This is a genomic window from Neobacillus sp. GCM10027624 (genome assembly GCF_042675345.1).
GTDB classification, from domain to species: domain Bacteria; phylum Bacillota; class Bacilli; order Bacillales; family Cytobacillaceae; genus Neobacillus; species Neobacillus cucumis_D.
The window spans coordinates 40,970-54,162 of sequence record NZ_JBHTHD010000008.1; the positions used below are offsets into that span (position 1 = coordinate 40,970).

Here is a 13,193-nt window from a genome sequence, read left to right on the forward strand (position 1 = left end):
TGAAACACGCGGGACACTGCGGAAAAATAGCGAACTGATAAAAAATCTATTAAACTCTTAACTTACCCGTTACGGAAGTTTCCAAGCTACATCATAGTCATTGCTACCACCATAGTACTGCCAAATTTCTGCTTTTTCGTTTGTTCCAGGGAAATTGCCCCAATAAGAATTGCTTGTTGTCAGATCTGAAGGAATGTCACCAGGGTAATGAGCTAGCCAATACGCCCCCGGTGTACTTGGTGAAAAGTCCCCCATAGTAAGTTTCCAGTTCCCTGTAGACGAATAGGTACCAGGTTTTACACCTTGTCCATATTGATTAAGATAACTTACAAATGCGTTATAAATCGAACGATTATTTGCATAGTCATTGTCTTTCATACCAGTTGAGGCTGATTCGACATCAATAAAGATAACAGGTCTAACTTTCGAACCATATACACTCTTCATAGATTCGTAGGTTTTTAGTGCTAATTTTGCCTGCCTCTTCCCCCAATCGCTTGCAGAAGTTCCTGTTGGCGCCTTTTGTATACCGGATAAAAACCAATAACCATAAACATAGCTAGCATTCTTTGCTCTTGCACGACTAAAATAAATTCCATTGCCCGTGCTTGCATCAAATTGCATAGTGCTGCCATAACCTAACTTCCCAAGGTAAAAATCTTCCCCTTCAGGGTTTGCTGATGAAGCGGAATCGGACCCGAATAGATATTCCAGTGTAGCCTCAGTTCCATTCGATTCTGCCGTTGTTTTTTTGGCAAAGATTGCTGAGTTTGGTGCAGCATGCATTCTTGCTGTTTCGCTGGCATGTAAACTTGCCTGTGATTTTACAATTTTGCTCTTTTTCTTATGTTGAACCTTCACTTTTATTTTTGCTTTAGGCTTTGCAGGAGTTGCCTTTTTGCTGGCATGTATAGGTTGGGAACTGTTTGCTTGAACAGCTTTTACAGGCTCCATTTTTGTTTTATCAAGTCCAGCTGCTTCACTCAAATGGGCTTCTGATATAAGTCCAAAAGACAATACTGTAGTGAATACCAAAGATTTTATAATTCTCACTGTGTTACGGTATTTTTTCATTCCAATTTTGCTCCTTTTTAATGATCGTTACATGTAGTTAAATAACGTTAAGAAAAAAGGAGCTGCTTTTGGCGGCGGTGATGGTGGAGCATTGATCCATTGATGACAGTACTTAGCCTGACGAGAAGTATAGATGTGGCTAAGATTCAAACCAAAATATTCATCCCAGTCAAACCGATTTGCACTAAAGCCGATCGAGCCTGCCCCAGGGCTGAACAGCTCATTTGATTGCCCTCCAAAAGATTGCGTTCGTTGTGGAGGGTTATTCATGATCTCAATATCCCCAGGATTCTCCCTACTTTTAGATGGAGTCTTATTGTCTTCCTCTACTAACGGTTTCTCCGCCAAGGTCAGAGAACGACTCGTCTTGATTGATACGGAGGTTTCAGGATCTGATGTAAAAGCTTCCGACTTAGCCTTTAAATTGGGAGGCCGGCTGTTCGTTTCCGCCTCAGATTTTGTTTGATTTGAGGAGGGTGACTTAGGGACCTCCGGAAGCTTGTTCGTGACAGCATTGGGCTTTACTCGTCCTGTTTGTCCTGTATCCTTCACCTTTGCAGCAGCCGGTTTTGCTGTTTGTCCTGTATCCTTCACCTTTGCAGCAGCTGGTTTTGCTGTTTGTCCTGTTTCTTTCACCTTTACAGCAGCCGGTTTTACTGTTTGTCCTGTTTCTTTCACCTTTACAGCAGCCGGTTTTGCTGTTTGTCCTGTTTCTTTCACCTTTGCAGGAGCCGATTTCGGAGATTCACTAGCCTTCCTATTCTTTTCTAAAGAAGGTACTACCTTTTTAATACTCCTATCGGTCTTGTTCGGTGACGTTGGAACAGGTTTATTTGGTGTGGTTTGCTGCTGGGCATTAGGATTCGTCACTGGTTTTTGAACTGCCCCACCTTGACTTTTATTTATATTTTCAGGTGTTACAGGAGATTCTTTTTCCGAAGCCATTGGATTTTCGCTGTTCTCTGAAACAAGAGTATGTACTTTCGTGTTTTGAGATTTCGATGGAACGGCAGCTCCCTTTTCCACTGCAAATGCATGATTGGGCAAGAAAGCCGCCGCCCCTAAAATTACCCCTATTAGAATAAAATTCCGGATTTGCATGATTTCACCTCCTTTCAAACTTCCACCGACAGCATTCGACAATGTCATTAAATTTTTGTCGGTTGTTCGTTCTTTTTACAAAGAAAGAGTCCTTTTAACCTAGGCTGGATCGAAAAGGGATAAGTCGAATTTCCTTGAACAAATGATGTTTTACTCATAAGTTCTAACACTATTTGTTTAGCAAATTGATTATGAGCTTGTTTAAGCAACAAAGAGACCGGATTCTTCGTGAAGTCGGTCTTTTTTAATAGAATGGAAGGAGAGAGCCGAAAATGGAAAGCGCTGTGAGATATTTTTCATAAGGAGGAACTTCTTTTTTGTACTGGCTGGTTAGCTTCCGGTGAAGTACTATATTTGAAGATAGAATAAATCTATGGACACATCTATTAAATTTTCAAAAAACTGACCATAATGGAAAGGTAAGGATTTGTCCTTTAGATGTAAGAGGAGGAATGGAAATGTCCTATGTCGTTGATTTTAAAAATGTGTCTACGATTGGTTTAGAGTCTTCACCTGTAGCAGATGCGCTTGCTGGTTTACGTGCGAATGAAGCCCGTTACTTTATGAACAAATACAAGCATGAATTTACGGTTGTCCCAGCTAGCGAAAGCGGGGAGACTCTTGATTATGTGAACCGAATTTTGAAAGAAGAACGTGATATTGAGTTTGCGGCCAAACCTTTAGAAACATCGCGTTTTCAAGTGGAAAATATCAATTGGACTTACGTCTTTTATGAGGATGGTCTTTCGGTTAACGTCCTATATACGCTTGATGGCCCTAAGCCGAAGCGGGCCGTCGGTTTTAAGCTTTCTGAGGGGATGGAGGTACCAAAGGAGTTAGAAGAGAGGTTTAAGTTTGCTAGGCAGAAGTCTAAACTAGCTGGAACCATTCGGGGATCGTATTTTGTAATTAAAGGAGAATATTAAATTCAATAGGGACTGTTCTCGCTGCTTTTTTGTCCATGAGAACGGTCCCTGTGTCCCCAAAATTGTCGATAAAATCTAATTTTGTGTTGATATCCAGCGAAAAAAGTGTCGATATCTTAAAAACAGCATTTCGTTTATCACAAATTTAGCCGGCTTCCCCTAATCACCGCATCATTCGGACAAGGCATCCTAGCTTCTGAAGATCAGGTATCCTTCTTTAAAAATTACCTTTTTAACAGGAAAATTACCATTTTCAATAAATCCCCAACCCTGGATCGGGTCTCCTTTTCAACCTAATTTCGTTTACCCACCGGTTTTAGCTCTTTACCCACCACTATGGGGCGTTTACATTCCAGTTCTCCCCTTTTACCCTCCACTTCTCATTTTAGCTTCTGAAAGTCAGGTATCTTTCTTTAAAAATTACCTTGTTAAGAGGGGAATTACCATTTTCAGTAAAATCCCAACCCTAGAACAGGCCTCTTTTTCAACCTAATTTCGTTTACCCACCAGTTTTAGCTCTTTACCCACCACTATGGGGCGTTTACATTCCAGTTCTCCCCTTTTACCCTCCACTTCTCATTTTAGCTTCTGAAAGTCAGGTATCTTTCTTTAAAAATTACCTTGTTAAGAGGGAAATTACCATCTTCAGTAAAATCCCAACCCTAGAACAGGCCTCTTTTTCAACCTAATTTCGTTTACCCACCGGTTTTAGCTCTATACCCTCCACTTCTGGCCATTTACCCTCCATAATAAAAAGGGCAAGCTTCATATAGAAACAAAGCCTGCCCGAAATGTAACTGGGTTCTTAAACCGATTTCACCATCCCACCGTCCACAAGCAACGAACTTCCTGTAACGTATGTATTCGCATCCGAAGCTAAAAAAGTGACAACCTTTGCAAACTCCTCGGGTTTACCATACCTGCCAAGAGGAATATTCTTTTTGGCAGCCGCCTCCACCTCACCGGGAGAAACTCCTAACTTATCTGCCTTAAGCTGGTCCAAAAAGGCAACTCGGTCTGTTGCAATCCTGCCAGGTGATACCGTATTGACTAAAATATTGTACGGAGCCAGTTCTTCAGCAAGACTTTTCCCAAGCCCGAGAACGCCTAAACGAAAGGTATTCGATAAAATTAAGCCAGGTATCGGTTGTTTAATAGAAGATGAACCAATATTAATGATTCTGCCGCCTTCCTTCTTTAAATCTGGCAGAACTTCCCGTACCAATCGCACATAGCTTAATAGATTCAATTCGAAGGCTTGATACCAATCTTGATCTTGAAAATCTTCAAAACCTCCCCCCTTTGGTCCTCCAGAGTTATTAATTAAAATCTGAATGTTCCCCAAGGTTTCCCTCGTATGCTGGACTAATGCTTCAATTTCTTCCGCTTTCGTAATATCCGCGGGAAAATAGGCGACTTTTCCTTCTCCCAACGACTGAAGCTCTTCTTGAACTTCCTTCAGTTTTTCTTCATTTCGGCTGGTTAACATGACGTTAGCGCCCTCCATGACGAGTTGGGCCGCAATCGCTTTTCCCAATCCTTGGCTAGATGCCACCACAATCGCTGTCTTTCCTGCTAAATGTAAGTCCATTTTTTTCTCCCCCATATCAAATTTTATCGATCTCACAGGCTTCGGCCAGCAGTTCAACAATGTGAACCACTCTGATTTTTTCTTCTTTCCCTTCGCGCCGAACACCTAATTTCATCTGTAAATGGCAGCCAGGATTACTTGTGACGATGAGATCCGGCTCCACTTTTTCAATATGATTCATCTTTTGATCCAACACTTCCATCGCTTCATGGTAGTGGACGACATTATAGATACCTGCAGATCCGCAGCACATGTCCTGTTTTTCAAACATACGATAATCAATCCCGGGAATCTTCTTGATTAATTGATGCGGCTCATGCACCACTTTTTGAACATGCTGTAAATGACACGAAGGTTGGTAGGCTGCGACTTTTCGAATTTCTTTAGTAAATGGCAGCGAACTCTCGGCCAATAAAACGCTAATGTCCTTACACCGTGCGGCAAATTTCTCTCCACGAGAATGCCATTCAGAGTTTGCCTCAAACAATTCTGGATACTCCACTAACATCGCACCACAGCCACCGATACTGTTGACAATAAAATCAAAATCATAGTGTTCAAATGCTTCTATATTTTTTTTAGCAAGGGCGATGGTCTCTTCTTTTTTCCCACTATGATGTAAAAGCGCTCCACAGCAGGTTTGTTCTTCGATCAAGGTTACTTCACAGCCAGCAAGCTGCAGCAATTTCATACTGTCATCATTGATTTTTGAAAACATCACGTCCATAATACAGCCCACAAAAAATCCAACCCTATAGGTCTTCTTCCCAATCGGAGGTAATACTCGATATTCTCTTTCCTTCTTTGCCGGCATCTTGATCATGGGGGTAATCGATTCCATTGCCTGAATACTTTCTGGAAATGCCTTCATGATGCCTGCTTTTCTCGCTAAAGACACCATTCCTGTTTTTTGTGCAAATTCTAACCCTTTTCCAGCAGCCTTTTGCCATTTTTTATTTGGTAATCCTTTTTCAAGGAGCAGCATTTCCATTTTGGAAGCAGGCTTCTCGTTCGCGATGAATTCCTTCGCGGATTGTAAAATGGTTCCATATTGAACATTGGTCGGACATGCGGTTTCGCAGGCTCTGCAGCCTAAACATAATTCAATCGAAGAAGCTGCAGACTCGATCGAAATTTTTTCTTCTGCTAATAATTTCACTAAATTGATTCGCCCCCGCGGTGACTGGGTTTCCACACCGGTCGTCTCGTAGGTTGGACATTTTGGCAAACAATAACCACATTGGACACAGGCAAAGGTTTCTTCATAGGCTAATACACCGCTTCTACTCATCTGTTAACACAAACCTTTGTCCAGGCTCAGGAAATATTTTTCCTGGATTTAAGAGATTGTGAGGATCCCAGGCTTCTTTCATCCGTTTCATCATCGATAAACCGGATGTACCCAACTCCATTTCCATAAACGGGGCCTTCATCGTTCCAATCCCATGTTCTCCTGATAATGTGCCGCCCATTTCCACGGCAGCTTTAAAAATCTCCTCGACTGCTTTTTCAACTGTTTTCATTTCTTCGGTATCACGTTTATCCGCTATGATATTCGGATGCAAATTCCCATCTCCAGCATGGCCAAATACAACTAAATCGATGTTATACTTCTCTCTTATTTCCTTTAATCGCTGAAACATGTCTGGAATCCGACTGCGCGGAACGGTAGCATCTTCTGAAATCTTCGTTGGCTTTTTTCGAACGATGGCGGGAGAAACGAGTTTTCGCGCCTTCCAAAGTTCAGCTTCTTCTTCCTTTGTTTCTGCTATTTTCACTTCTCTCGCGCCAATTTCCAAACAAATTTCCTTCACCCTTTTAGCTTCTGCTTCGATGGCAGCAGGATGTCCGTCCAATTCGATTAATAAAAGCGCTTCGATATCGACAGGGAACCCGGATGGTTCAAATTGTTCTACTGCAATAACAGATGCTTGATCCATAATTTCTAATTTTGATGGTAAAATCCCGCCTGTCAGGATGCTGGAAATCGCTTTTCCGGCAATGACGAGGTCATCAAAAAGGACCATTAACGTTCCGGTAGATTGTGGTTTAGGGATTAACTGTAGTATCGCTTTGGTGATAATCGCTAACGTCCCTTCAGAACCAACAATTAATTTGGTTAAGTCATAGCCTGTTACATTTTTTACCGTTCTTCCCCCTGTTTGGATGACTTCACCGTCAGCCGTCACCACTTCAAGACCGAGCACATAGTCTTTCGTCACCCCATATTTAAGGCCGCGCGGGCCGCCGGCGTTTTCCGCTAAATTCCCGCCAATGGTTGACACATGGGAACTGCTCGGATCAGGAGGATACATCAGACCAAATGAATTCGCCATTTTATTAATATCTGCCGTGATGACTCCCGGGGAAACAATGGCAACTAAATCATCTGGTTCGATTATTAACGTATCTGTCCATTTAGAAAAATCAAGGACAATCCCTCCATGAACCGGTAATGGGCCCCCGCTTAAGCTTGTTCCCTTTCCCCTTGGATAAATTGGCGTTTTATGTTTATTGGCTACTTTAACAATTCCGACCACTTCATTCGTAGCAGTGGGCTGCACCACAACATCCGGGGGAAAAACGCCGAAAGAGGCATCATAGGAATAACTGGCAAGATCCGCTTCATTCGTAAGGACTCGACGTTTGTCCTGGACCACTTGGCGGATTTCCTTTTCGATTTCTGCATGTATCACAACCCCAACCTCCCTTTCTAAAAAATATATAGACAGAATATTCAATAGTAATAGAAATATAGTTATAATGAACAAAATGAGAATGAAAGAGGATGACAAATTTTGAAAGTAGCCTTGATCCATGCAACGACCACAGCCTTACAGCCGATTGAAAAAGCCTTTCAGAAAGCAGCCCCTGAAATGGAGCTGCTCCATTTTATGGACACCCATCTGCTTTCCATGATGGAAAAATCCGGGGGCTTAACCCCAGAAATCATTCGCAGATTTTCGGCATTGGTCAACCTTGCTGCTGAATCGGAAGCAAATTGCATTCAATTGACTTGTTCCGCCTTTAATAACATCACATCCATATTGCAGCCCATGCATGATGTTAAACTCTTTCGGTCAGATGAAGCCATGTTGGATGAAGCACTTGCCTATGAACGGATTGGCCTCATTTCCACCGTTAAAGAAACACCTCTTGCCTTAATGAGTTACTTACGAGACAAAAAACCGGATTGTAGCATTGAATCTCTAGTCGACCCAGGAATCATCCATCTTCTTTTTCAGGGAAGGATCGATGAACATGACGAAAAGGTACGCAACATGATTCAGCAAATGGACGGGAGAGTGGATGTCATCGTCCTTTCTCAGTACAGTATGGCTCATATTGCCGATCAGGTTCAGACCTCTGTTCCGATTCTCACGGCTCCACAAGCAACGGTGAATCGATGTATAAACTATTTAAAAAATCATCCTTATTGAACTTAAAACAGCCGGCTGTTTTACTATAACTAGCAAACGGCCGGCTTTTCTTTTTCCTCATAATTCCTAATGATGGGTGCCACCGAATAACTTTCCAACCCCATGAATCTTTTCAAGGATTACGATTAAGATGACAGAAATGAAAATAACCACACTTGAAACAGAAGCGACAATTGGATTATACGCATCCTGCATCGTTGAGAAAATCTCGATTGGAAGTGTTCGCATATCTGGCGAAATCATAAACAATGAGACGGTGACATTATCAAAAGAGGTCAAGAATGCGAATAATCCCCCGGAGATCATAGCCGGTCTGATGAGCGGCAGGGTCACCTTCCAAAATACGATAAATGGATTTGCCCCAAGAATCGCTGCTGCTTTTTCCAAATTGTAATCAAATCCGCTTAACCCCGTTAAGACCAAGCGAATCACATACGGGATACAAATGATCGTATGGGCAATCAAAAATCCTGTTGATGTACCGGCAAGCATCATCGGCGTGAAATAGATCAACAGAGCAATCCCTAGTACGAGTTGGGGTACACTTAACGGCGCTGTCAAGATGGATGTAATATAGTGCTTTCCTGGAATATCATACTTCGCAATCGCAAGTGCCCCAAGCGTCCCGAATACAACCGCAAAAAAGGCGGCTAAGGATGCAAAGAGCAAACTATTATAGAAGGCTTCGACGAATTCAGTCCGTTCTAAAATCTTTGTATACCATTGCAGCGAAAAACCTTTCGGTGGAAAGCTTGGATACGCTGCACTTGTAAAAGATGCAGGGATGACCACAACTAATGGAAGTAAGATATAGATGATCCCGATTGCAGCCAGGATCACCCGGAACTTTCCAAGTAATTTCATCAACGGAACACCTCCCGAAACTTACTTTTTTCAAATGCTCGTGTAAAGATGAATACGGAAAGGAGCGTAATGAATAGGAGTACGTACGATAATGCTGAACCAAACGTCCATTTCAGAAGGTTGTTAATTTGATCGTATACAACCACTGGCATCATCGGAACATTCGCGCCTCCCATTAAAGAAGGAGTGACATAGGCACTCATCGATAAACTAAACACAAGCACACAGCCTGATACGATCCCAGGCAAGCTAAGCGGAAGAGTAATCGAAAAAAAGCTCCGTAGTGGACTAGCACCAAGAATGGCTCCCGCTTTCTCTAATGAAGGGTCAATATTATACAAGCTCGTCACAATCGCTAATACCATGAAAGGCAAATAGGCGTTTGAGAGCCCGATGACAACACCAATTTCAGAGAATAATAGATTGAGCGGCTTATGAATAAGGCCCATATTCATTAAAAGTGAGTTGATTGTACCGTTCGGCAATAATAATAAGTACCAGCCAAAATTACGTACGACAATGCTGACCAAAAGTGGGGAAGCAATTAATAACGTAATATATCCCCGAACCTTAACGGAGCTTTTCGCCATCGTTAACGCGATTGGATATCCTAGGATAAGGGAAACAAGCACAGAATATAAACTAATTTTCACTGTCAGCCACATCGAAGATAAGTAATAGCTGTCGGTAAATAACGTGATATAGTTTTGTAGGCTAAAAACGGCATCCGCACCATTCAAATTTTCAGTAGAAATAAAACTTAAATACAAAATATACAGCATCGGAACAACAAAAAATCCAAAGATGAATAAGAGGATCGGGATTAAAAGAAGAAGCCCGGCAATATAACTTCTTCTTTTTTTCACTTTCGTCTTTTTTTGCGGTTCCGCCTTTACCTCTCCTTGCTTACTTACTTCTTGATCAGCATAATTTCTGATGGGTTCCATCCAACATACACCTCACTCCCATTTTGCCAAGTAGAGTCATAGGAACTGGTTAATAATTGAAGCGTTTTCCCTTGCAGGGAAACATCCACTTCCCATGAAGTACCAAGGTAATTAAGCTGCATGATTTTAGCAGGCTGAAGTTCCAATGTTGATGAGGTTTCCCTCGTCGAGGAAATGTGAACATTCTCAGGGCGGATATAAAGTTTCACCTCATCCCCTGCTCTCACTGAACGATTCTCGCCAATCATATTGGCCGAATCGACATGAATGATCTCCTTACCTACCTTCACCGAAATTTTCCTGCCATCGGTTTCCACAACCTCTCCTTCAAACGAATTCGACTTTCCAATGAATTGAAAGACAAATTCAGTGTCAGGATGATTGTAGATTGCGGTCGGTGTACTGATCTGTTCAATTTTTCCTGCGTTCATCACCACTACCCGGTCAGACATCGATAAAGCTTCCTCTTGATCATGGGTAACAAAAATCGTGGTTACCCCTATTTCTTTTTGTAAACGCTTAATTTCTGCGCGTAGTTCATGCCGTAATTTTGCATCCAGATTGGATAGTGGTTCATCGAGCAGCAGTAATTCCGGTTCCACGACAAGCGCTCTGGCGATTGCGACACGCTGCCTTTGACCTCCCGATAATTCCCGTGGATAACGGTGTTCAAGCCCAGACATCTTCACCAGTTCAAGAACTCGATCGATTTTCTTTTTTTGTTCCGATTTAGCCACTTTTCTTAGGTTCAAACCAAAGCTTAGGTTTTCTTGCACCGTCATATGTGGAAACAGGGAATACGTTTGAAACACCATACCTAAATCGCGCTTATAAGGGGGGACTTTCGTGACCTTTTTCCCTTTAATATAAACATCACCCTGATCAGCTTCCAGAAAGCCTGCAATTAAATTCAATGTAGTCGATTTCCCACAGCCTGAGGGTCCGAGCAGTGTTAACAACTCACCCTGTTTTACTTCTAAGTCAATATCATTCAATACTACATTTGATCCGAATTGCTTTCTTGCACCCCTGATCTCTACATCGTAAGTAATGGCATTCATGGTACGTCCCTCCATTCTTATTTCAATTTTTTACCGATTTCTGGAACTACTTCTTTCGTCCAACGATCAGACCATTCAGCCCGGATTTTCGCAAATGCAGCAAAATCAGGTTTATAGGTTTTGTCTGTATCCTTTAGCCCAATCGATTCTTGGTATTTCTCTGGAAACTCAACACCTTTAACAACTGGATAAAATCCTTGTTCTGCAATTAAAGCCTGTGATTCATCACTTACTACATAGTTGAGGAATTCAAGTGCTTCCTTCTCGTGAGGAGTATTTTTCACAAGGGTTCCACTAAAGGCTTGGACCGGTACCCCTTCTTTTGGTACAACCATTTTAAGTGGAACGCCTTGAACCGCTAAATCACCAATCGCATAGCTTCCCATTACGGTTACGTCTGCAGCACCTTGCTGAAGTGCTGGCATTACTTGGGTTGAATTTTTATAAAAAGTCGTGGAGTAACCGGCTAGCTCTTTTGCTTTTTTGATCCCTGGTTCAACATTATCTGTACCGCCGCCGTTCGCCATTGCCAGTGCGTTCAATGTGTTAAAGCCCCAGTCATTTGTAATATCCACAAACGCTGTTTTTCCTTCATATTGGCCAGATGCTAAGTCGTTCCATGATTCGATTGGTTTCAAGCCCTTCTCTTTAAACGATTTTGTATTATAGGCTGGGGCAATGGCTAATCCAAATATTGGAGCGCCTGCACCCTCAACGGCTACAAACTTCGGATCCACATGACTCATATTAGGAGCATTTGATTCATCTATTTTATCGATAAGCCCCTTATCATTTGCGCGCTGTACATCTGTCGGTACAAAGATCGCAATATCAATTTGTGGAGCATTTTTTTGTAATTCTACCTTCGATAAAATTTCTCCAGAAAGACCTGGAATAAAGTTCACCGTGATACCTGTTTCCTTTTTGAATTTCGGAGCAATCACGTCACGAATGGTTTTTTCAATAACCCCGCCATTTCCTGCAATGGTAATAGATTTTTCTCCATCTTTACCCGCTTTCGCAGTCCCCCCGGCCTTTTGTGGATTAGGAGCGCCACAGGCTGATAAAACAATTAGTAAAGCGATTGAAATTAAGGAAAGGATCTTTTTCATATTCATTTGCCCCCTATTTTTATTTGTAGTGGTATTTTAATGGATGATTTCATTGAAAAATTGTTTTGCGCCAGGATGGAAATCGATTGGAATCCCTGCAGTTGCTTCAGATAAATGGATTTCCATTGCTTCTGGGCGAGCGTTTTGCGTTTCCTGTAAATGTTCATATAACGTTTTGACCATTTGATAAGCTTCTTTTTTAGGCAAATCCGGGTATGTAAAAAGTACATTTTTTACCGCTAATGTAGGTGTACGCTCGATCCCAGCGTAAGTTTGACCGCTAATTTCATCCAGTGTGTAAAATTCATACTTCTCATGAAGGTCTTCAGCCATTTGTTTTGGAATCGGAACAAGTGAGATTTTCATCTCTGAAGCAAGTTCCGAAATCACTGGATTCGGTAAACCAGAAGAAAAGAACGCAACATCAATCGTTCTATTTCTTAATGCATCCGCTGATTGTGTGAAGGAAAGAGTCGATACATCCATTTCATCGCTTGCTAGATTAGCAGCCTTTAGGATCCTTTCAGCCATCAGCTTGGTTCCGCTCCCGTCAGTTCCAATACTGACTCTTTTCCCTCGTAAATCCTCTAACGTGTGAATATCACTTTTGGTCGTGACAATCTGGATATAATTCGAGTAAAGTCCAGTAAGGGCGAGAATCTTCCTTTTTTTCGTTTCTGGCAATGCAAGGGCATCCACCGTACTAAATCCTAATTCCGCTTGTTTCTGACTCACTAGCTTTGTATTCTGAATCGAAGCGTGGGTCACTTGTGTTCCAGCTGCTTTTCCATTGTACTTTCGAAATAAGTCAGCCATCGCTTGTCCCAAAGGAAAATAGACACCCGACATATCACCTGTTGCAATCACCAATGGAGATTGACTCCCTGTGAGTTCCTCTGAAGGGGGAGGAACGGCTTGAACCCCGGTTGAAAATAATTCCCGACTAATGGTTATACACCCAATCAAAAGAAAGAGTAAAAGGACTAAGATTTTTAAAAGTGTCCCTGTTTTCAATGACGGTCCTCCTTTACATCCATAATACTTGCAATTACCGTGCCAATTTTCAGATTATTGAAT

At 42.0% G+C, this 13,193-nt stretch carries 12 protein-coding genes; 2 read left to right on the top strand and 10 right to left on the bottom strand.

Features of this window, described 5'->3' with window-relative positions:
* Window positions 1-69: 69 nt before the first annotated feature.
* Window positions 70-1,074: a glycoside hydrolase family 25 domain-containing protein gene (locus tag ACFQZ9_RS11530; RefSeq protein WP_498943883.1), complete on the bottom strand. Its 1,005-nt coding sequence runs from the start codon at window positions 1,072-1,074 to the stop codon at window positions 70-72.
* A gap of 27 nt (window positions 1,075-1,101) precedes the next feature.
* Window positions 1,102-2,175, bottom strand: coding sequence for a hypothetical protein (locus ACFQZ9_RS11535; protein ID WP_498943884.1), 1,074 nt, complete (start codon window positions 2,173-2,175; stop codon window positions 1,102-1,104).
* 458 nt (window positions 2,176-2,633) lie between these two features.
* Between ACFQZ9_RS11535 and ACFQZ9_RS11540 the strand changes: the two genes are divergently transcribed.
* Window positions 2,634-3,101: a DUF8821 family protein gene (locus ACFQZ9_RS11540; protein WP_498943885.1), complete on the top strand. Its 468-nt coding sequence runs from the start codon at window positions 2,634-2,636 to the stop codon at window positions 3,099-3,101.
* Window positions 3,102-3,906: 805 nt separating this feature from the next.
* Here the strand turns inward: ACFQZ9_RS11540 and ACFQZ9_RS11545 are convergent.
* Genes ACFQZ9_RS11545 through ACFQZ9_RS11555 form a run of 3 tightly spaced genes read right to left on the bottom strand, consistent with a single transcriptional unit; the run spans window position 3,907 to window position 7,388 of the window.
* Window positions 3,907-4,692, bottom strand: a complete 786-nt coding sequence (locus tag ACFQZ9_RS11545; RefSeq protein WP_498943886.1) for an SDR family oxidoreductase — start codon at window positions 4,690-4,692, stop codon at window positions 3,907-3,909.
* Between the two features lie 16 nt (window positions 4,693-4,708).
* Window positions 4,709-5,983 (bottom strand): (Fe-S)-binding protein, encoded by a 1,275-nt coding sequence (locus ACFQZ9_RS11550; RefSeq protein WP_498943887.1) that lies wholly within the window; start codon window positions 5,981-5,983, stop codon window positions 4,709-4,711.
* Entirely contained in the window at window positions 5,976-7,388 is a 1,413-nt protein-coding gene (locus ACFQZ9_RS11555; protein WP_498943888.1) for an FAD-binding oxidoreductase, read from the bottom strand. The genes ACFQZ9_RS11550 and ACFQZ9_RS11555 overlap by 8 nt, the downstream gene beginning before the upstream one ends.
* 102 nt (window positions 7,389-7,490) lie before the next feature.
* Between ACFQZ9_RS11555 and ACFQZ9_RS11560 the strand changes: the two genes are divergently transcribed.
* Window positions 7,491-8,132, top strand: coding sequence for a hypothetical protein (locus tag ACFQZ9_RS11560; protein WP_498943889.1), 642 nt, complete (start codon window positions 7,491-7,493; stop codon window positions 8,130-8,132).
* Between the two features lie 66 nt (window positions 8,133-8,198).
* Here ACFQZ9_RS11560 and ACFQZ9_RS11565 read toward each other — a convergent pair whose 3' ends face one another.
* From ACFQZ9_RS11565 to ACFQZ9_RS11585, 5 genes are read right to left on the bottom strand one after another with little or no spacing between them, the layout of a single operon-like run.
* Entirely contained in the window at window positions 8,199-8,996 is a 798-nt protein-coding gene (locus ACFQZ9_RS11565; RefSeq protein WP_198312623.1) for an ABC transporter permease, read from the bottom strand.
* Window positions 8,996-9,943, bottom strand: a complete 948-nt coding sequence (locus ACFQZ9_RS11570) for an ABC transporter permease (protein WP_198312545.1) — start codon at window positions 9,941-9,943, stop codon at window positions 8,996-8,998. Before ACFQZ9_RS11570 ends, ACFQZ9_RS11565 begins: the two co-directional genes overlap by 1 nt.
* Entirely contained in the window at window positions 9,907-11,004 is a 1,098-nt protein-coding gene (locus tag ACFQZ9_RS11575) for an ABC transporter ATP-binding protein (RefSeq protein WP_198312544.1), read from the bottom strand. Before ACFQZ9_RS11575 ends, ACFQZ9_RS11570 begins: the two co-directional genes overlap by 37 nt.
* Window positions 11,005-11,021: 17 nt before the next feature.
* Window positions 11,022-12,116, bottom strand: coding sequence for an ABC transporter substrate-binding protein (locus tag ACFQZ9_RS11580; protein ID WP_198312543.1), 1,095 nt, complete (start codon window positions 12,114-12,116; stop codon window positions 11,022-11,024).
* A 36-nt stretch (window positions 12,117-12,152) separates the two neighbouring features.
* Window positions 12,153-13,130, bottom strand: a complete 978-nt coding sequence (locus tag ACFQZ9_RS11585; RefSeq protein ID WP_498943890.1) for a TAXI family TRAP transporter solute-binding subunit — start codon at window positions 13,128-13,130, stop codon at window positions 12,153-12,155.
* Window positions 13,131-13,193 lie beyond the last annotated feature (63 nt).

Bases quoted from the DNA above. Each gene is read 5' to 3' on its own strand.
- ACFQZ9_RS11550 (WP_498943887.1), bottom strand. From the start codon at position 5,983: ATGAGTAGAAGCGGTGTATTAGCCTATGAAGAAACCTTTGCCTGTGTC.
- ACFQZ9_RS11580 (WP_198312543.1), bottom strand. From the start codon at position 12,116: ATGAAAAAGATCCTTTCCTTAATTTCAATCGCTTTACTAATTGTTTTA.
- ACFQZ9_RS11570 (WP_198312545.1), bottom strand. From the start codon at position 9,943: ATGGAACCCATCAGAAATTATGCTGATCAAGAAGTAAGTAAGCAAGGA.
- ACFQZ9_RS11530 (WP_498943883.1), bottom strand. From the start codon at position 1,074: ATGAAAAAATACCGTAACACAGTGAGAATTATAAAATCTTTGGTATTC.
- ACFQZ9_RS11540 (WP_498943885.1), top strand. From the start codon at position 2,634: ATGTCCTATGTCGTTGATTTTAAAAATGTGTCTACGATTGGTTTAGAG.
- ACFQZ9_RS11535 (WP_498943884.1), bottom strand. From the start codon at position 2,175: ATGCAAATCCGGAATTTTATTCTAATAGGGGTAATTTTAGGGGCGGCG.
- ACFQZ9_RS11565 (WP_198312623.1), bottom strand. From the start codon at position 8,996: ATGAAATTACTTGGAAAGTTCCGGGTGATCCTGGCTGCAATCGGGATC.
- ACFQZ9_RS11575 (WP_198312544.1), bottom strand. From the start codon at position 11,004: ATGAATGCCATTACTTACGATGTAGAGATCAGGGGTGCAAGAAAGCAA.
- ACFQZ9_RS11545 (WP_498943886.1), bottom strand. From the start codon at position 4,692: ATGGACTTACATTTAGCAGGAAAGACAGCGATTGTGGTGGCATCTAGC.